The organism is Kribbella jiaozuonensis, from assembly GCF_005233875.1.
GTDB classification, from domain to species: domain Bacteria; phylum Actinomycetota; class Actinomycetes; order Propionibacteriales; family Kribbellaceae; genus Kribbella; species Kribbella jiaozuonensis.
On record NZ_SZPZ01000006.1, the window covers coordinates 609953 to 628637 of the forward strand.

The 18685-nt window shown below is 67.9% G+C and carries 18 protein-coding genes; 14 read left to right on the forward strand and 4 right to left on the reverse strand.

Annotated elements, in window-relative coordinates:
- The 6 genes from FDA38_RS38375 to FDA38_RS38400 all read left to right on the forward strand — a co-directional run bounded on the left by FDA38_RS38375 (position 1) and on the right by FDA38_RS38400 (position 7562).
- Positions 1-762: an NAD(P)-binding domain-containing protein gene (locus FDA38_RS38375; protein ID WP_137259065.1), complete on the forward strand. Its 762-nt coding sequence runs from the start codon at positions 1-3 to the stop codon at positions 760-762.
- Positions 763-1031: 269 nt separating this feature from the next.
- Positions 1032-1676 carry a 50S ribosomal protein L25/general stress protein Ctc gene (locus FDA38_RS38380; RefSeq protein WP_137259066.1) on the forward strand — a complete coding sequence of 215 codons (645 nt, stop codon included), beginning with the start codon at positions 1032-1034 and terminating at the stop codon, positions 1674-1676.
- 45 nt (positions 1677-1721) lie between these two features.
- Positions 1722-2297, forward strand: a complete 576-nt coding sequence (gene pth, locus FDA38_RS38385; RefSeq protein WP_137259067.1) for an aminoacyl-tRNA hydrolase — start codon at positions 1722-1724, stop codon at positions 2295-2297.
- Entirely contained in the window at positions 2294-5926 is a 3633-nt protein-coding gene (gene mfd / locus FDA38_RS38390; RefSeq protein WP_137259068.1) for a transcription-repair coupling factor, read from the forward strand. The genes pth and mfd overlap by 4 nt, the downstream gene beginning before the upstream one ends.
- Before the next feature lie 31 nt (positions 5927-5957).
- Positions 5958-6581, forward strand: coding sequence for a hypothetical protein (locus FDA38_RS38395; RefSeq protein ID WP_137259069.1), 624 nt, complete (start codon positions 5958-5960; stop codon positions 6579-6581).
- 6 nt (positions 6582-6587) lie between these two features.
- A complete protein-coding gene (locus tag FDA38_RS38400) occupies positions 6588-7562 on the forward strand; it encodes a MazG family protein (protein ID WP_137259070.1) in 975 nt (324 codons plus the stop codon).
- Between the two features lies 1 nt (position 7563).
- On the opposite strand, the gene FDA38_RS38405 is transcribed toward FDA38_RS38400, so the two are convergent.
- Both FDA38_RS38405 and FDA38_RS38410 read right to left on the reverse strand, forming a co-directional pair.
- Entirely contained in the window at positions 7564-7854 is a 291-nt protein-coding gene (locus FDA38_RS38405; protein ID WP_134123511.1) for a transcriptional regulator, read from the reverse strand.
- Positions 7851-8312: a hypothetical protein gene (locus FDA38_RS38410; protein WP_137259071.1), complete on the reverse strand. Its 462-nt coding sequence runs from the start codon at positions 8310-8312 to the stop codon at positions 7851-7853. Before FDA38_RS38410 ends, FDA38_RS38405 begins: the two co-directional genes overlap by 4 nt.
- Positions 8313-8566: 254 nt before the next feature.
- On the opposite strand from FDA38_RS38410, the gene eno reads away from it, so the two are divergent.
- The 4 genes from eno to FDA38_RS38435 are packed head-to-tail and all read left to right on the forward strand — an operon-like array spanning position 8567 to position 11845.
- A complete protein-coding gene (eno, locus tag FDA38_RS38420) occupies positions 8567-9847 on the forward strand; it encodes a phosphopyruvate hydratase (protein WP_137259072.1) in 1281 nt (426 codons plus the stop codon).
- Between the two features lie 18 nt (positions 9848-9865).
- Positions 9866-10471: an FtsB family cell division protein gene (locus FDA38_RS38425; RefSeq protein ID WP_202878027.1), complete on the forward strand. Its 606-nt coding sequence runs from the start codon at positions 9866-9868 to the stop codon at positions 10469-10471.
- Positions 10468-10950 carry a DUF501 domain-containing protein gene (locus tag FDA38_RS38430; protein WP_137259073.1) on the forward strand — a complete coding sequence of 161 codons (483 nt, stop codon included), beginning with the start codon at positions 10468-10470 and terminating at the stop codon, positions 10948-10950. The genes FDA38_RS38425 and FDA38_RS38430 overlap by 4 nt, the downstream gene beginning before the upstream one ends.
- Positions 10943-11845, forward strand: a complete 903-nt coding sequence (locus FDA38_RS38435; protein ID WP_170990007.1) for a Ppx/GppA phosphatase family protein — start codon at positions 10943-10945, stop codon at positions 11843-11845. The genes FDA38_RS38430 and FDA38_RS38435 overlap by 8 nt, the downstream gene beginning before the upstream one ends.
- Here the strand turns inward: FDA38_RS38435 and FDA38_RS38440 are convergent.
- Positions 11838-12413 carry a TetR/AcrR family transcriptional regulator gene (locus tag FDA38_RS38440; RefSeq protein ID WP_137259074.1) on the reverse strand — a complete coding sequence of 192 codons (576 nt, stop codon included), beginning with the start codon at positions 12411-12413 and terminating at the stop codon, positions 11838-11840. The two genes, FDA38_RS38435 and FDA38_RS38440, sit on opposite strands and share 8 nt — an antisense overlap.
- A 129-nt stretch (positions 12414-12542) precedes the next feature.
- On the opposite strand from FDA38_RS38440, the gene FDA38_RS38445 reads away from it, so the two are divergent.
- From FDA38_RS38445 to FDA38_RS38455, 3 genes are all read left to right on the forward strand, one after another.
- Positions 12543-13973, forward strand: coding sequence for an MFS transporter (locus tag FDA38_RS38445; protein ID WP_137259075.1), 1431 nt, complete (start codon positions 12543-12545; stop codon positions 13971-13973).
- A gap of 210 nt (positions 13974-14183) precedes the next feature.
- Positions 14184-15032 (forward strand): uracil-DNA glycosylase, encoded by an 849-nt coding sequence (locus FDA38_RS38450; RefSeq protein ID WP_137259076.1) that lies wholly within the window; start codon positions 14184-14186, stop codon positions 15030-15032.
- Positions 15033-15093: 61 nt separating this feature from the next.
- The gene (locus tag FDA38_RS38455; protein WP_137259077.1) at positions 15094-15837 is read left to right on the forward strand and encodes a hypothetical protein; all 744 of its coding nucleotides are present in this window, start codon (positions 15094-15096) and stop codon (positions 15835-15837) included.
- A gap of 250 nt (positions 15838-16087) precedes the next feature.
- On the opposite strand, the gene FDA38_RS38460 is transcribed toward FDA38_RS38455, so the two are convergent.
- Positions 16088-16840, reverse strand: a complete 753-nt coding sequence (locus tag FDA38_RS38460) for an LLM class F420-dependent oxidoreductase (RefSeq protein WP_233715178.1) — start codon at positions 16838-16840, stop codon at positions 16088-16090.
- Between the two features lie 510 nt (positions 16841-17350).
- Here FDA38_RS38460 and FDA38_RS38465 point away from each other — a divergent pair.
- Positions 17351-18229 carry a hypothetical protein gene (locus FDA38_RS38465; protein WP_137259078.1) on the forward strand — a complete coding sequence of 293 codons (879 nt, stop codon included), beginning with the start codon at positions 17351-17353 and terminating at the stop codon, positions 18227-18229.
- Positions 18230-18685: the final 456 nt, after the last annotated feature.

Genomic DNA, 18685 nt, shown 5'->3' on the forward strand with positions numbered 1-18685 from the left:
ATGCGAATCGCCGTCTTCCACCCCGGCGCCATGGGCTCGAAACTCGCCAAGCAACTGGTCACTGCCGGTCACGAGGTGTACTGGGTCCCCGAGGGGCGCAGCGAGGCTTCACGGCAGCGCGCCGAGGACGCCGGTCTGATCGGTACGCCGTTCGCGCAGGCCGTCGAGCAGGCTGAGGTCGTCCTGTGCTCGTGTGCCCCGCAGGGTGCCGTGGACGTCGCCAAGCAGGTCGGCAGTGCGGGCTTCAGCGGTCTGTACGTCGAGGCGAACCCGCTCTCGCCGATGTCGCTCCGCGAGGCGCAGTCCGCCGTACCGGACGCAACTTTCGTCGACGCTGGCGTGGTCGGGCCGCCGCCGATCGGTGGGCCGAGCCCGACCCACCTGATGCTGTCCGGTACTGCGGCCGACCAGGTCGCCGCGTTGTGGGCCGGGACTGCGGTCACCCCGATGGTGGTCGGCACGGAGCCCGGTGCGGCCAGCGCGGCGAAGTCGTCGTACGCGCTCTACAACAAGGGCAAGGCGGCGCTGGCCGTGCTGGCGTTCCAGCTGGCCGAGAAGCACGGTGTGACCGAGGCGCTCGTCGCCCAGCAGACCCGTGCTGACGCCGGTTCGCTGAAGGACCCGACGCTCCCGGACCAGCTCCGGAGCGTGGCGTGGCGCTGGGGCCCGGAGTTCGACGAACTCGCCAAGACCCTGGACAACGCCGGCCTCGAAGGCGACGCCGCCCGCGCCCTCCGCGAGGTCTGGACCAAACTCACCTGACCGGGCCCGGAAACGGCTCACCGGGAGCGGCTCCAGCGGGGGAGCAAAGTGCCTTGGAAGTACGATTTCCCGTCTGGCCGGAGTGGTGGGTAGACTGTTTTGGTTGCCTCGGCGAGGGACGCCCCCCGAGAAGTGCAGGGCGCGGCTCCGTGATCGACGCGGTGGTTCGTTGCCTGACGCCTTCTCCGGGGTCAGCAGGCGCCCGCTGAGGCCGCAGCCGAGTTCCAACCAGACAACTGATCACCGCAACGCTTTTAGGAGTTCATCTCGTGGCCGAGGTCAAGATCCAAGCCGAATCGCGTACGGAGTTCGGCAAGGGGGCTGCCCGCCGAATCCGCCGGGACAACAAGGTTCCCGCTGTCCTCTACGGCCACGGCAGTGACCCGGTGCACATCACGCTGCCCGGTCACGACACCATGCTGGCCCTCAAGACCGCCAACGCCCTGCTGATGATCGAGGTCGAGGGCGGCGAGTCCCACCTCGCGCTGCCGAAGCAGGTCCAGCGCGACCCGCTGAAGGGCTTCATCGAGCACGTGGACCTGGTCATCGTCCGCCGTGGCGAGAAGGTCCAGGTCGACATCGCGGTGCACCTCGAGGGCGAGGCCGTCAGCGACTCCCTGGTCGTGCTCGAGGCGCAGAGCATCCTGGTCGAGGCCGAGGCGACGCACATCCCCGACGGCGTCACCGTCTCGATCGAGGGCCTGGAGGTCGGCGCCCAGATCCACGCGTCGGACCTGCAGCTGCCGGCCGGCACGACGCTGGCGATCGAGCCCGACACCCTGGTCGTGAACATCACCGCCCAGCAGACCGCTGAGCAGGCCGAGGCCGAGCTGGCCGAGGCCGAGGCCGAGGCCGGTATCGAGCGCGACGAGCCGACCGCTGCCGAGGAGCCGGTGGCCGCCGCGGCCGAGTAGTCTGCACTCGGCATCAGCAGCCGAACTTCAGGAGGGCCGGGATCCGTGGCGGACGACGTGTGGTTGGTCGTCGGACTGGGGAATCCCGGCCCTTCCTATGCCCGCACCCGGCACAACATCGGCTGCCTGGTGGCCGACGAGCTTGCCGCCCGGACCGGCGGCAAGTGGAAGCAGAGTAAGCAGGTCAAGGCCGAGCTGATCGAGACCCGGATCAGTGGCCTGCGGACGGTGCTGGCCAAGCCCCGCGCGTACATGAACGAGTCCGGCGGCCCGGTCTCCGGCCTGCTGAAGTTCTTCAAGCTGGACCCGGCCAGCCTGGTCGTCGTCCACGACGAGCTGGACATCGACTTCGGCGTACTGCGCTGCAAGTTCGGCGGCGGGGACAACGGGCACAACGGGCTCAAGTCACTGCGGAAATCGCTTGGCACCGGTGAGTACTATCGAGTGCGGTTCGGTGTGGGTCGTCCGCCGGGCCGGCAGGCGCCCGCAGACTTCGTCCTCAACGAGTTCTCCTCGACCGAACGCAAGGATCTTCCGTTCGCCGTCGACCGGACCGCGGACGCCGTCGAGTACCTGCTCACCGACGGCCTGGATGCAACCCAAGGGAAGTACAACTCGTGAAATTGAGCGGTCTGGTCGACACCCTGATCACCGATCCGGTGGTGTCCGAGGCCGTTCGTGATGCCAAGAGCGACGGTGTCACGACCCTCGACCTGAGCGCGCCCGGCCCGGTGCGCCCGGTCCTGCTCGCCGCGATCGCCGCCGCCCAGAACGGCGCCGACCGCCCGGTCCTCGCGGTCACGGCCACCTTCCGCGAGGCCGAGGAGCTCGCCGAGGAGCTGCAGTGCCTGGTCGAAGAGCCCGGCACCGTCGCCTACTACCCGGCCTGGGAGACCCTCCCGCACGAGCGCCTCTCGCCGCGTTCGGACACGGTCGGCCGGCGTCTCGCCGTACTGCGACGTCTCGCGCACCCGGATCCGTCCGACGAGACCACCGGGCCGATCAAGATCCTGGTCGCGCCGGTGCGATCCGTGCTGCAGCCGCAGGTCGCCGGCCTGGCTGACCTCAAGCCGGTGCAGCTACACGTCGGCGACTCGATGGAGCTCGAAGATGTAGTGGAGCGGCTCGCCGGAGCGGCGTACCACCGGGTCGATCTGGTCGAGCGGCGTGGTGAGTTCGCGGTCCGCGGCGGCATCATCGACGTCTTCCCGCCGACCGAGGAGCACCCGCTCCGGGTCGACTTCTTCGGCGACGACGTCGAGGAGATCAGGTACTTCGCGGTCGCCGACCAGCGCTCGTTGGAGATCGCCGAGCACGGTCTGTGGGCGCCGCCGTGCCGCGAGCTGCTGCTGACCGACGAGGTGCGTTCGCGCGCCGCCGTACTCGCGAAGGAACACCCCGAGCTGGCCGAGCTGTTCGAGAAGCTCGCCGAGGGGCATGCCGTCGAGGGCATGGAGTCGCTGGCTCCGGTGCTCGTCGACGACATGGAGTTGCTCGTCGACCTGATGCCGGCCGGTGCGCATGTCATCGTCAGCGACCCCGAGCGGGTCCGGGCCCGGGCGCACGATCTGGTCGCGACCAGCCAGGAGTTCCTGGAGGCGTCGTGGGCCGCGGCCGCCGGTGGTGGCGAGGCCCCGATCGACCTCGGCGCAGCGGCGTACATGTCGCTGGGAGACGTCCGGTCGCATGCCTTGGGCAAGGGGCTGGCCTGGTGGAGCCTGTCGCCGTTCGCGGCGGCGCCGACCGACGACACCCCGGTACTGCGGGACTCGATGGGCGAGCGGGTCTCGTTCGACATCGACGCCAACGCCGGCGCGGTCACCAGCAGGATCCTCGCGGTCCACGAGGTCGACCCGTACCGCGGTGAGACGGCGGCCGCGGCCGAGGACATCCGCGGCTGGCTCCGGGACGGCTGGCGGGTCGTCTGCGTCACCGAAGGACACGGCCCCGCGCAACGTCTGGCCGAGGTGTTCTCCGAGGCCGAGCTGCCGGCCCGCGTGGTCGAGGGGATCGAGGAGATCCCGGAGCCGGGTGTCGTCCTGATCTCGCAGGGGCAGCTGGACCACGGGTTCATTGCCGAGGGCATCAAGTTCGCCGTACTCACCGAGAACGACCTGGCCGGGCAGCGGTCCGCGGCCGAACGCCGTTCGCAGCAACGGATGCCGTCGCGCCGGAAGAAGACGATCGACCCGCTGGAGCTGCAGCCGGGCGACTATGTCGTCCACGAGCAGCACGGTGTCGGCCGCTACGTCGAGATGATGCAGCGGACCGTCGGTTCGGGCAGTCAGAAGGCCACCCGCGAGTACGTCGTGATCGAGTTCGCGCCCAGTAAGCGCGGTCAACCGGGCGACCGGCTGTACGTGCCGACCGACCAGCTCGACCAGGTCACGCGGTACGTCGGTGGCGAGCAGCCGACGCTGGACAAGATGGGCGGCGGCGACTGGGCCAAGCGCAAGGGCCGCGCCCGCAAGGCCGTCCGCCAGATCGCCGGCGAGCTGATCAAGCTGTACGCCGCCCGTCAGGCGACCAAGGGGCATGCCTTCGCCAAGGACACCCCGTGGCAGCGTGAGCTCGAGGACGCGTTCCCGTTCGTCGAGACGCCGGACCAGCTGGCCACGATCGACGACGTCAAGCACGACATGGAACGCGTCATGCCGATGGACCGGATCGTCTGCGGTGACGTCGGCTACGGCAAGACCGAGATCGCCGTCCGGGCCGCGTTCAAGGCAGTGCAGGACGGCAAGCAGGTCGCCGTCCTCGTGCCGACCACGCTGCTGGTGCAGCAGCACTACGCGACCTTCGCCGAGCGGTACGCCGCCTTCCCGGTGAACGTCGCGCCGTTGTCCCGGTTCCAGACCGACAAGGAGGCGAAGGCAACGATCGACGGCCTCGCCGACGGGTCGGTCGACGTGGTGATCGGGACGCACCGGCTGTTCAGCGGCGAGGTCGCGTTCAAGGATCTCGGCCTGGTCGTGGTCGACGAGGAGCAGCGGTTCGGCGTCGAGCACAAGGAGCAGCTGAAGCGGCTGCGGACGGCGGTCGACGTACTCACGATGTCCGCGACGCCGATTCCGCGGACGCTGGAGATGTCGATCACCGGCATCCGCGAGATGTCGACGATCGCGACCCCGCCCGAGGAACGGCACCCGGTGCTGACCTTCGTCGGCGCGTACGACGAGCACCAGGTGACCGCGGCGATCCGGCGCGAGCTGCTCCGCGAGGGGCAGGTCTTCGTCGTCCACAACCGGGTCAACACGATCGAGAAGGCCGCGGCGCGGATCCGTCAGCTCGTGCCCGAGGCGCGGGTGTCGGTCGCGCACGGCCAGATGAACGAGCACACCCTCGAGAGCGTCATCCAGGGCTTCTGGGAGAAGCAGTCCGACGTGATCGTGTGTACGACGATCGTCGAATCCGGCATCGACATCTCGAACGCGAACACGATGATCGTCGAACGCGCCGACCTGCTCGGCCTGTCCCAGCTGCACCAGCTCCGCGGTCGCGTCGGTCGTGGCCGGGAGCGTGCGTACGCGTACTTCTTCTTCCCGCCGGAGAAGCCGCTCACCGAGACCGCCCACGACCGGCTGGCCACGATCGCGCAGCACGCCGATCTGGGCGGCGGTATGGCGGTCGCGATGAAGGACCTGGAGATCCGCGGCGCGGGCAACCTGCTCGGCGGCGAGCAGTCCGGGCATATCGCGGACGTCGGGTTCGATCTCTATGTCCGGCTGGTCGGCGAGGCGGTCGCGGAGTACCGCGGTGACACGCAGACCGAGGAGCCCGAGGTCAAGATCGAGCTCCCGATCGACGCGCACTTGCCGCACGACTACATCCCGTCGCAGCGGCTGCGGCTGGAGATGTACCAGCGGCTGGCCGCCGTCCGGGACGAGGACGGGATCGCGGAGCTGGTCGAGGAGCTGCACGACCGGTACGGCGACATCCCGCAGGCCGTGCTGAACCTGATCGAGGTGGCGAAGTTCCGCAACCACGCCCGCCGGGCGGGGCTGCACGACGTCACGCTGCAGGGGAACATGATCCGGTTCGGACCGGTCGAGCTGCCCGATTCGAAGGTGCTCCGGTTGAACAGGCTGTACCCGAAGAGTCTGGTGAAGCCGCAACTGCATACCATTCTGGTGCCGAGACCTGCCACCAGGCCGGTCGGCGGTCAGCCGCTCCGCGACCAGGAGTTGCTGCAATGGTGCACCCGGTTGATCGACGACGTGATCGCGGAACCTATCGTGGTGCCGGCGTGAAACCTTTGAAGAACAGATACGAGGAGATTCGGTGAGCACACGGCTACGGGCTCTCGGTGCGGTGGCGGCGATCGTGCTGCTGACCGGTGGTTGCGCGGCGGGCACACACCCGGGTGCGGCAGCCGTTGTCGGCACGACCGAGATCAGCATCGGCGACGTCGACAAGACCTCGCAGGCGGTGAGCACCGCGCTCGGGCAGAACTACAACACTGCCGCCGCGCTGAGCGACCTGGTGAACAACGCGATCCTCGGGCAGGTCAAGCAGGACAAGTCGATCTCGGTCACGCCCGCGGAGACCGCCACGGCGGCCAAGAGCGCGGTCGGTGACGACGAGGCGACGTTCCAGAAGTTCCAGTCCGACACGGTCACGCGCGACTTCCTGAACGAGGTTGCCACCGCCGCGGTCGTCACCGTCAAGCTCGGCGGCGGCACGATCAAGGACCTGCAGGACCAGGCCAAGCTGCAGCAGGGCCTGCTCGCGGTCAAGGACGCGTCGAAGGACATCAAGGTCTCGGTCGCCCCGCGCTTCGGCCAGTGGACCGACGGCAAGCTCGACACGAGCGTCTCGGGCTCCCTCTCGGTCGAGTCCGACCAGACCGCCGCCAAGCGCAAAGCTGCGGCCGACGCCGCCCAGCAAGCCCAGCCCCAGGGCTGACGGCTCATGAGTAGCGGTGGGACGATCACGGTCGTACTCACCAGCCCCCGGGTCGCGCCGGGTCTGCTGACCCGCGCGACCTGGCAGGCCCTCGAGGCGGCCGACGAGATCGGCGCGGCGGGCGGTCCTGGCCGCCCGGATGTGCAGGCCGTGATCGGCTCCGGCCTGGTTGTCACCCAGGTCGAGGCCGGCGTCTCCGCCGCGTGGGCCTGGCTGTCGTCTGCCGCCGCCGAGGGGCGGCAGGTGGTCTGGCTGACCGGTGACGACGGCGAGCCGGGTCTGCTCCGGGTCGTGTCCGACGAGCTGGTCCGCGAGCCGTCGTACCAGGTGGAGATCTTGCACGGCTCGTACGACGTACCTGGCGCTCGGCTGATCGACCTCGTGCGGGTGATGGACCGGCTGCGGCGGAACTGCCCGTGGGACCAGGAGCAGACGCACGAGAGCCTCGCGAAGTACCTGCTCGAGGAGACGTACGAGACGCTCGAGGCGATCGACACCGGGGACCTCTCGCACCTGCAGGAGGAGCTGGGTGATCTGCTGCTGCAGGTCGCGTTCCACTCCCGGATCGCGGAGGACAACCCGGACGAGGCGTTCACGATCGACGACGTCTCCGCCGGCATCGTGGAGAAGCTCATCCGCCGCCACCCGCACGTCTTCGGCACGGTCGACGCAGCGGACGCTGCTGCCGTCGAGGCCAACTGGGAGACCATCAAGGCGGCCGAGAAGCAGCGCTCCTCGGTCCTCGAAGGCATCCCGCTAGCCCTGCCTGCGCTGGCTCTGGCCGACAAGGTCCTGGGCCGCTCGGCGAAGGTCCTCCCGTCGGAGGCGTCCCCGGAGGTGGAGACCTCCGCGGAGGAGATCGGGCCGGAGTTGCTTGCCGTCGTGCGTGAGGCTCGTCGCCTGGGGGTCGACGCGGAGCAGGCGCTGCGGCAGGCGGTCGGCGTACTCGCTGAGCAGGTCCGCGCCGCCGAGAGCGCCTGAACTACTTCGGCCCGTCCAGGAGCGCCCGGAGCGCGTCCCGATGGGCGGCGTACGCCTGGGTCCCTGCCTTCGTCATCCGGTACGTCGTGGTCGCGCCGCGGCCGTGACCGGTCTTCGTCGTCGCGACGTACCCGGCCGACTCCAGCGCCGACATGTGCTTCGAGAGGTCGGAGTCGCTCACCTCGAGGTAGTCCTTGAGGAACCGGAACGTCACGGTCGTCGCGTTCGCGAGGACAGCCATCGCCGCCAGCCGTTTCGGTGCGTGGATCACCGGGTCGAGGCCGTCGATCACCCGAGACGCTCCCGCACCTGCGCGGCGGCGACGGCGTACCGGCGTTCGTAGAACCAGAGGCCGGCTGTCACCAGCACGAACGCAGTCACCGCGGCGGGGAGCACTCCGCCCAGCCACCAGACCAGCGCGACGATCAGCACGAACACCGGCACGGTCATGAAGTACCGCTTCCAGATCCGTCCGATCTCGCGCGGCGGCCGCCCGCGCCCCGGGAACGGCATCGCACCGTGCCGCCGCTGCATCCAGGTCAGGAACCCGACCTCCAACGCGATCAACCCAACCAGCGATCCGACGAACAGCAGCCCGTTCTCCCGCCACCACGCGAAGGTGCCGATCAGCCCCGCCACCCAGAGCCCGACGACCGGCGGATACCACCACGGCGTCTCCGGATAACTCACGTACGGCGCCGCCTCCGCCCGCTCGATGATCCGCAACTGCTCCTCCGCATCACTTTCCACACCGGAAAGCTAACCAATAACTTTCCACTTCCGCAAGTAGTTGTACTACCTGTTCTTCCGTCACCGAAACGGCCGTAGAAGTCTTGCTGGGTGTGGATTCCGGGGATCTTGCGGTCTTTCGGGCGGCCAACGGAGTGTTACTGACGCGGGAGGTACCTCCGGATGCGATCGTTAGGACCGACGCGGTCCACTGAGGCTGGTGGTCTGGAGGCTAGGCTCGGGACCGATTCGTCATCGAGAACTTGGGAGTCAATGTGGCCACCATCGAGGCCGTCGGCGCCCGCGAGATCCTCGACTCGCGCGGCAACCCCACTGTCGAGGTCGAGGTTCTGCTCGACGACGACACCGTCGCCCGGGCGGCCGTCCCGTCGGGCGCGTCCACCGGCCAGTTCGAGGCCGTCGAGCTGCGTGACGGCGACAAGGAGCGGTACGGCGGCAAGGGCGTCCAGAAGGCGATCACCGCGATCCTGGAGGACATCGACAAGGAGATCGTCGGGTACGACGTCCACGAGCAGCGGCTGATCGACCAGGCCCTGCTCGACCTGGACGGCACCCCGAACAAGGCCAAGCTCGGCGCGAATGCCATCCTCGGCGTCAGCCTGGCGGTCGCGAAGGCGGCCGCGGACAGCTCCGGCCTGCCGCTGTTCCGCTACGTCGGCGGCCCGAACGCGCACGTCCTGCCGGTGCCGATGATGAACATCCTGAACGGCGGCGCGCACGCGGACAGCAACGTCGACGTCCAGGAGTTCATGATCGCCCCGATCGGCGCCGCGACGTACGGCGAGGCGCTGATGCAGGGTGCCACCGTCTACCACGCGCTGAAGGCGGTGCTGAAGGAGCGCGGCCTGTCCACCGGTCTCGGCGACGAGGGCGGCTTCGCGCCGAACCTGGCCAGCAACCGTGAGGCCCTCGACCTGATCGCGGTCGCGATCGAGAAGGCCGGTCTGCAGCTCGGCAAGGACATCGCGCTGGCGATGGACGTCGCGGCGAGCGAGTTCCACACCGACGGTGTGTACGCGTTCGAGGGCGGCAAGAAGTCGGCCGACGAGATGATCGCCTACTACGCCGACCTGGTCGCGTCGTACCCGATCGTCTCGATCGAGGACCCGCTGAACGAGGAGGACTGGGACGGCTGGAAGAGCCTGACCGGTCAGCTCGGCGACAAGATCCAGATCGTCGGCGACGACCTGTTCGTCACCAACGTCGAGCGGCTGCAGCGTGGTATCACCGAGAAGGCGGCGAACAGCCTGCTGGTCAAGGTGAACCAGATCGGCTCGCTGAGCGAGACGCTGGACGCCGTCGACCTGGCCCACCGCAGCGGCTTCAGCTGCATGATGAGCCACCGCTCCGGCGAGACCGAGGACACCACGATCGCCGACCTCGCGGTCGCGACCAACTGCGGCCAGATCAAGTCCGGCGCCCCGGCCCGGTCCGACCGCACCGCGAAGTACAACCAGCTGCTCCGGATCGAGGAGGAGCTCGACGACGCGGCGACGTACGCCGGTCGCTCGGCCTTCCCGCGCTTCCAGGGCTGATCCTTCGGAGGTTCAGGTATGCCGTCCCGTCGGGAATCCGGTGCACGCCCCGGCTCGCGTCCGTCGAGCCGGACCCAGTCGCGTCCACCGGCCCGGCGGGGCGACCAGCCCAAACGCCGTACGGCGGGAACCCAGGCCGATCCGGCAAGGACCCGGGGCTCCCGCAACCTGACCGGCCGGGCGGCCGTCGTACTGCTCGTGCTCGGGGCGTTGATCGTGTCGTACGCGCAGAGCCTGCGGGTGTGGTTCGACCAGCACCAGCAGGTCAGCGCGCTGCAGCAGGAGATCCGCGACCGGGAGAAGCGGGTCGGCGAGCTGAACGACGAGATCGCCCGCTGGGACGACGACGCGTACGTGAAGGCACAGGCGCGGCAGCGGCTCGGCTGGGTGATGCCGGGTGAGGTCGGGTACCGCGTGATCGGCGCGGACGGGAAGCCGGTCGGCGCCCCGCCGGAGCCGTCGACGCCCTCGGACGGTGCGACGGACACGCAGAAGCCGACCTGGTACACGAAGCTGTGGGGGAGCGTCGAGGGCGCCGGCAAACCGCCGGTCGCCGCGACGCCGACGCCGGCCAAACCCACCCCGAAGCCGATCATCACGCCGTCACCTAAGGTGACCCGGTGAGTGTCAGCCCTGCCGATCAAGAAGCAGTCAGCAAACAGCTCGGCCGTACGGCGCGAGGGATCCGTTCGATCGCGCATCGGTGCAGCTGCGGCCTCCCCGACGTGGTCGAGACCGAGCCGCGCTTGCCGGACGGTACGCCGTTCCCCACGACGTACTACGTGACCTGCCCGCGGCTGGCGTCCGCGATCGGGACGCTCGAGGCCTCCGGGATGATGAAAGAGATGACGGATCGCCTGGCCGAGGATCCGGAGCTGGCAGCGCGCTACCGGGCCGCGCACGAGTCGTACCTCGCGCACCGCGAGTCGATCGAACATGTCGAGGAGATCGCAGGCATCACCGCCGGCGGCATGCCGACCCGGGTGAAGTGCCTGCACGTCCTGGTCGGCCACTCGTTGGCCGCCGGTCCCGGCGTGAACCCGCTCGGCGACGAGGCGCTCGAAGCCCTGGACGACTGGGGCCGCCGAGGCCCGTGTGTCTGAGCGGGTTGCCGCGATCGACTGTGGCACGAACTCGATCCGGTTGCTGATTGCGGAGCTGGTCGACGGTCAGTTGGTCGAGGTCGACCGGCGGATGACCATCGTCCGCCTCGGTCAGGGCGTCGACGCGACCGGCGCCTTCGCCCCGGAAGCGCTCATGCGCGTCTTCAAGGCAGCTGACGACTTCGCCGCTGTCATCGAGTCTGTCGACCGGATTCGTTTCGTCGCCACCTCCGCGGCCCGCGATGTCAGCAACCGCGACGAGTTCCTCACCGGCATCGAGGCGCGTCTCGGCGTACGCCCCGAGATCATCTCCGGTGAAGAAGAAGCCGAACTCAGCTTCCGCGGCGCGACCATGTCCCTCGACCTCCCCGCGCCGTACCTGGTAGCCGATATCGGTGGCGGCTCTACCGAACTCGTCCTGGGTGACCAGAACGGCGTACGGGCAGCCGAATCGCTCGACATCGGCTCCGTCCGCCTCACCGAACGCCACATCGCCACCGACCCGACGTCCCCGGCCGAGCTGGCCGCGATCACCAAGGACATCGACGCGCTCCTCGACGGCACCACGGTTCCGCTGGCCGACACCCGTGCACTGATCGCCGTCGCTGGCACTGCCACCACCGTCGCCGCGGTCGCGCTAGAGCTCCCGGAGTACGACCGGAATGCCGTCCACCACGCTCACCTGACGGCCGCCGACGTACGTCGAACGACCAGCTGGCTCACGACATCCACGCGCGCCGAGCGGTCCGCCGTACGCTCCATCCACCCCGGCCGAGTCGACGTCATCGGCGCGGGCGCCCTCATCCTCCAACGCCTGACCGACCGCCTCCCCGTAGACGCCCTGACAGTCTCCGAGCACGACATCCTCGACGGAGTCGCGCTCTCGCTTACCTGACGCGGACGCCGTCGAGGGCGATGGTGAGGACCCGGTCGCGTTGGGCCTGGTCGACGAAGCCGGCGGCGGTGAGGCCGCTGACCATGCGGAGGAGGTCGTCGAAGGAGACGTCCTTGCGGGCCTCGCCGGCCTCCTGAGCGCGCTCGAACAGCGGCGTGCCGGCCGCGTACATCGCCGCCCGGGCCGCCTTGAAGCTCTCGGTCTCGCGGTTCAGGGACTCCCAGATCGCGCGCTTGGTCGCGGCGTACTCGACGAAGCGGTGCAGCCACGTCGTCAGCGCGTCCCACGGCGGTAGATCGGCCACCTTCTCCGCGGCGATGCACAGCTCCTCGATCTCGCCGAAGTACACCGCGTTGAGCAGGTCCTGACGGTTCGGGAAGTTGCGGTACAGCGTGCCGATGCCGACACCGGCCTGGCGGGCGATGTCCTCGAGCGACGCCTCGACGCCCTTGGTGGCGAACGCGTCCCGGGCGGCGACCAGCAGGGCGTCGAAATTCCGCCGCGCGTCCGCCCGCTGCGGCCGCCGTACGTCGACCTGCAAAGCCGGCCTGCTCTGCTCGCTCACCATTCGATCACCTTAGCCAGTTGTTACCGGAGGCATCCCTCCATTATAGTGGAGGCACACCTCGACTTTACCAGGCCGGGGATTCCCGCGCCGTCGTACGGCGCGATCACACCCCTTTCGAAGGACTTCTGCATGCCTGTCATCAGGTCTGGAAACCCGCGTCTGACCTTGGCGGTCCTCGCCACGGTCGTCGCATCGTTCTCGATGTTGCAGTCGCTGGTGAGCCCGGCGCTGCCCGTCATCCAGCACGACCTGCACACCACCCCGAGCACGGTCACCTGGGTGTTCACCGCGCTGCTGCTGTCCGTCTCGGTCGCGACCCCTCTGCTCGGCCGGATCGGCGACATGGTCGGCAAGGAGCGCACGCTGTTCATCGCCCTCGGCGCGCTCGCCGTCGGCTGTCTGATCGCCGCCCTCGCGCCGAACATCGGCGTACTGATCGCTGCCCGCGTCTTCCAGGGCGTCGGCGGCGCCGTCTTCCCGCTGGCGTTCGGGATCATCCGCGACGAGTTCCCGGCCGAGCGCGTGCCGTCCGTGGTCGGCGTGGTCTCCGCGATCATCGCCGCCGGCGGTGGGCTGGGGATCGTGCTGGCCGGCCCGATCGTCGAATGGCTCGGCTGGCGCTGGCTGTTCTGGATCCCGATGGCGGTCGTCACCGTGTCGTCTGTGCTGGTACGCCGGTATGTCCCGGAGTCGCCGAATCGTGTCGCAGGCCGGATCGACTGGCTCGCTGCGGCCTTCCTGTCCGGCTGGCTGATCGCGCTGCTGCTTCCGTTGAGCAGCGGCCGCATATGGGGCTGGGGCTCGTTCCGTACGGTCGGTCTGTTCGCGTGGGCCGTCGTACTGCTCGTTGGTTGGATCACCGTTGAGCTGCGGTCGCGGAACCCGCTGATCGACATGCGGATGATGCGCCGCCCGGCGGTGTGGACGACGAACCTGGTGGCGCTGCTGTTCGGCGCGGCGATGTTCGCGGTGTATGCGTTCGTGCCGCAGTTCCTGCAGATCCCGAAGGCGGCCGGGTTCGGCTTCGGGGCGAGCGTGACGCAGGCCGGGCTGTTGATGCTGCCGATGCTGGTGACGATGGCGGTCACTGGTTCTCTGAGCGGTCCGCTTGCACCCCGGTTCAACGTGAAGGCGCAGGTCGTTTCCGGCTCGGCGCTGAGCCTGGTCGCGGCGCTGATCTTCGCGGAGTTCCACGACCAGCAGTGGCAGGTGGCGGTCTCGACGGCGCTGTTCGGCGTCGGGCTGGGTCTCGCCTATGCGTCGATGACCAGCCTGATCGTCCAGAACGTGCCGCGTGAGCAGACGGGTGCGGCGACCGGCATGAACACCAACATCCGCACGATCGGCGGCTCCATCGGTACGGCGCTGGCCAGCTCGATCATCACCGGCCATCTGCAGCCGTCGGGCCTCCCGGCCGAGTCAGGCTTCACCGACACGTTCCTGCTGCTGGCCGCGTTCGCCGCGGCAGCCGTCGTACTGGCGCTCGCGATCCCGAGCCCTCGTCGTACGCGCCCTGTCGAAGCCACCGAGCCACAGCCCGTCGAGGAGCTAGCCGCTTAGCTCATCAACGGCCGTGACCGGCCCACGCGGGATGCCTCGCGTGGGCCGCGTTCACTTTCGGAAACACGACCATCGGCGTACCCCCAAGCCCCTCGGACAGGCAAGCCTCGCGTCGACGAGGGGTGCGATCAAGCCCTCGTGCAAGGTCTCGACCCCCGCCGGTGGCGGACGCGACGACTCCGATGACGCTCAGGTCTTTAGTCTGAGGGGATGAAGCTTCCGCACCCGTGGACGGGGCAGTTGTTCGAGAGCCCGGTGCCGCCGGGGACCGGGTGGCCGGAGGATCCTGCTGTACGGCGTACTCCGGTGGCGCGTGACGCCGCCGAGGTTGTGAAGCTCGCGGCGATCGATGACCTGGACGAACTGGAAGCACGGGTGTCGGTCTGCCGCGCCTGTCCGCGACTGGTGGAATGGCGGGAAGACGTTGCTATCGGCAAGCGAAAGTCCTTCGCCGACCAGCCGTACTGGGGCCGCCCGATCCCCGGCTGGGGAGACCCGGCCCCACGCATCCTGATCGCCGGCCTCGCCCCCGCGGCGAACGGCGGCAACCGCACCGGCCGCGTCTTCACCGGCGACCGCTCGGGCGACTGGCTGTTCGCCTCGCTGTACCGGGTCGGCCTCGCCAACCAGCCCACCAGCGAACACGCCGGCGACGGCCTTCGCCTGACCGGCGCCCGCATGATCGCCGCCGTCCGCTGCGCTCCACCCGCCAACAAACCCACACCCGACGAACGCGACCACTGCGCCCCGTGGTTCCGCCGCGAGCTGGAACTGTCCCTCGCCACCACCCGAGCCATCGTCTGCCTCGGCAAGTTCGGGTACGACGCCCTGCTCAACGGCCTCGCCGCGCTGGGAGCAACGATCCCGCGACCGCGCCCCAAGTTCGGCCACGCCGTCGAACACCAGATCCCAATCCCACAAGGCGAAATCACCGTCCTCGGCTGCTTCCACCCCAGCCAGCAGAACACCTTCACCGGCAAACTCACCGAACCCATGCTCGACGCCGTCCTGACCCGCGCGAAGACTCTCGCCGGGTTATCCACAGAGCAGGGGGAGTGAGGTTGACCAGGGTGGTGCAGGTGTTGGAAGCTCCCGGCATGCCTCCGAAACGGGTGTTCAGATGACCAGCGGGAATCTGCCCGAGCAGTCCCGCGGACGCCCCGCCACGCGTCGGGAGGCCGGCGGTGTCGAACGCTCGACCGCCAAACCCCAGACGCCCGGCGCCCACGAGGCGACGAACCTCAACTTCATCCCGGCCCCGGATCGGTTCCACTACTGGAGCGAGATCTCCGACGACGTGAAGGCGTACCTGGAGCGCAAGGTAGGCCCGAAGATCGACTGGTGGGCCGACCGCCACAAACGAGAACGCGACCGCCCGTACGCCGTCGTCCTCGGCCCGAACGGCTTGGCGGTCACGACGCCACGGGTCAACCAGCAGGGTCAGCGCACCCAGAGCGTGCGCCTCGACGCGTTCGTACCGTCGAGCCTCAAGCACGCCGTCGTACAGCAACAACCCACCAAACCCCGCGGCGCCCTACGCTCCCTCGTCTCAGGCCGAGCCGGAACCCCCGAGCCACTCGCGCCGCCACCGGACCTACACCTGACCGAGGAAATGCGCGGCTTCCTAGGCAACCTCCCTCTCGAGGCACAACACCGCCTACAGACACCGTTCCTGGGCTCGCAGTCCGTCAAGCACTACCTCTCCTACGCCTACGGCAACGACGAAGACTACGACGCCTGGTGCTACCTAGCCGGCACCCGAACCATCACCTTCGCCTCCGGCCACTGCACCCGCCCCACCGGCACACCCCCACCCCAAGCAACCTGGCACCTAACCTGCTACCAGGCCGAAATCGCCCGCTAGCTGGTAACCCATCGCGCACAGGCGAGGGCCTCGGGCCCACCGGCGAATGCTCCCGTCCTGGGCGCCGGGGCGGAGGGGCCTCGCGAGCGGCAGACACCCCGACCGAGCACAGACGGCGCCTCGGGCCCACCGGCGATCGCTGCCGTGCTGGGCGCCGGGGGGAGGGGTCTCGCGAGTTTCCGGCAGACGGCAGGCCCGGAAGGCCGCCGATCCAGCACCTCGCCGACGGGGCCGCACCCGGCGAGGTCCGTCAGGAGTTCTGCTCGTCCCGCCAGGCGATCCACTGGCGGGCGGTGTCGAGGTCGTAGTCCGGTCCGCTGGTAGAAGTCGTGAACAGACTGACCCCAAGCTCCCGCAACGGCGGCCCCACCTCGCGCGGATCACCCCCGACATGCACGGAGTACTCGATCGACGCCGGATCACGCCCGATCTCACCGCAGTACTTCTTCAGCAACCCAAGCTTGCGAACCAGATCCTCACCCTCCGCAAAGGTGTTCCAGATATCCGCATGCTCGGCGACAACCCGAAGCATCTTCTGCTCACCCCCACCAGCAATCAGAATCGGCATCCGCCCAACCGGCGCCGGATTCAACACACCCAGCCGCTTCTTGATCCTCGGCAACGCCTCACCCAGCTCCGCAACCCGCCGCCCGGCCGCCGGAAACTCATACCCGTACTCAACAAACTCCCGCTCCTTGAACCCAGCCCCGACCCCAAGGATCACCCGCCCACCACTGATGTGATCAACCGTCCGAGCCATATCAGCCAGCAGCTCCGGGTTCCGATAACTGTTACAACTAACCAGCACCCCAAGCCCCACCCGAGCCGTCTGCTCAGCCACCCCCGCAAGCACCGTCCACCCTTCAAAGTGCTTGCCCCCAGCATCCTTCCCCAACGGAAAGAAGTGATCCCAGGTAAACACCGCGTCTGCCCCCAGCGCCTCAACCTCCGCCGCCGCCCGACGAATATCCACGTAATCCGCCCGCTGCGGCGCCAACTGCACCCCAATCCGAACAGGCCTCACGAAGTCGCCCCATCTCGCGCCAGACAAAACCCCGACCATAGGCCACAACAGGTGCATGCCGCACGTGAATCGTGCCAGGACGGCAACTTGAACTGCGGGAGTTGTCGGCATTGAGGTTAGGTTCGACCTACCCTCAGCCCTGGCCGTACCGGCGTCGCACCCGATAGCTTCCGGCTTGTCGGTCAGCGTTGTGCCCGCCCCATGCCATGGGGCATGCCGATAGATCGGAGACGTTGGTGAGCGCACGTCCTGCCGTGGGCTGACGACGCGCTTACGCGCCTTGGAGGACCGGGTCTTGAAGGCGTAGAGAAACCTCGTTCGGTCGAGCGATGCGAGTAGACGGCGCGGCGAGTCGACTGGCAGAGTGGCTCGGATCGACAGTGTGGGGGGCCATACTTGATGAATAGGCGACTTCGTCATGCTGCACGCAACCGGGCTGCGGCGAAAGAGGATTCCGACCAATCATTCCGATGGTCCAACCATCTAGGTTTGTTGGGCACTGCATTAATTCCGGTGTTGGCGATGTGTCAGATAGCCTCGGTCGCCGGATATGATATGCAGGTCACGCTGTCAATCTTGGAGTCAGCGGGGAATACGCTCAGCATATTCCTTCGGTCTGCTCTGGCCACCCTCCCGACCCTGTGGCTCCTACTCATTGCCTCGTACTTCGGTTACGCCGCGTCGGCTCGCATTGACAACGACCCGGTCATCTACAGTGCAATGCCGTGGCTGCGCGTCTCGTCGAGGGCTGCTTCCATCATCCTTGTTGTAATGGTCTTGGCGGCCGCGCTGGTTCCTTGGCCGTATCTTGTAGTTGCTCTGCTTTGCGGGCTCCTGGTGTTCTTGATGAGTCTGACAATAAATACCATGGTCAATTCTTTGAATAAGAGGATAGATAAGAGTCTTGGGACGCCATCGGGCCACTCGGGGCTGACGATGGCGTTGAAGAGACTTGATGACAAGGGTAATCGATTCGCGAAGGAGGGTGGACTGAAGCGGCTGATGCAAGCCCTTATCCTCGCTGGAATAACCTTGCTCTGGCTGGTCGGCAGTCCGTGGATGCCCTACGAGCGACTGACGCCCGCGACGGCCCAGCCTTTCACTGGAAAGGTGCTCAGCAATGATTCTGGTGAACTTCTGCTCATCGCCGCCGGCTCGACGCCGGAGTTGATTCGGCTGCCAGCTGAAAATACCAGACGGGAATTGTGTCATCCTGTACTTGCAAACACGATTCACGGCAAGCCTGGTGACGCTACGTCCGCACTCACGCCGTGGGACTGGCGGACAGTGCTGCAGTTGGTATTTGACGTTCCCAAGTTCGATCTTGTGCCCTGCCCGACGGCGAATCGCCCGGACGAGCAGAAATGACGGGCCCCAGTCGCTCACGCACCTTCTAGATGCAGAGAGGCCGGTGGAGGGGTCACTTCGGTGGAAGCCCCGATATATGTACCGCGATCGCTAGTACCCTCATGCATCGACGACGAAGCAGTGGATGTGGATACCGTCTTTGTCGCGCATCCCATGAAGGCGAATGTGCGATGTGTCGGACGGATCAAGCTCCGTATACCTTGGCGGGACACGAGGGTGATATCGGAGCGGGAATCCATCGCGGCTAGTTCACTCAGTGCGGCGGCGCCCAACTCCGGCGGTGGCCGACCGCTCCCGCGATGGCGGGAAAGGATGTTCCGGGCGATAAGCCGGGGTGGGCTGTGTCAAGGATTGTGGACGGTTGGTTGGGGTTGTTGGTTAGGCGGCGGTGGGGGTTTGGTGGTTGGTGAGGGCTTCGTGTGGGGTGCGGTAGCCGAGGGTGGAGTGGAGTCGTTG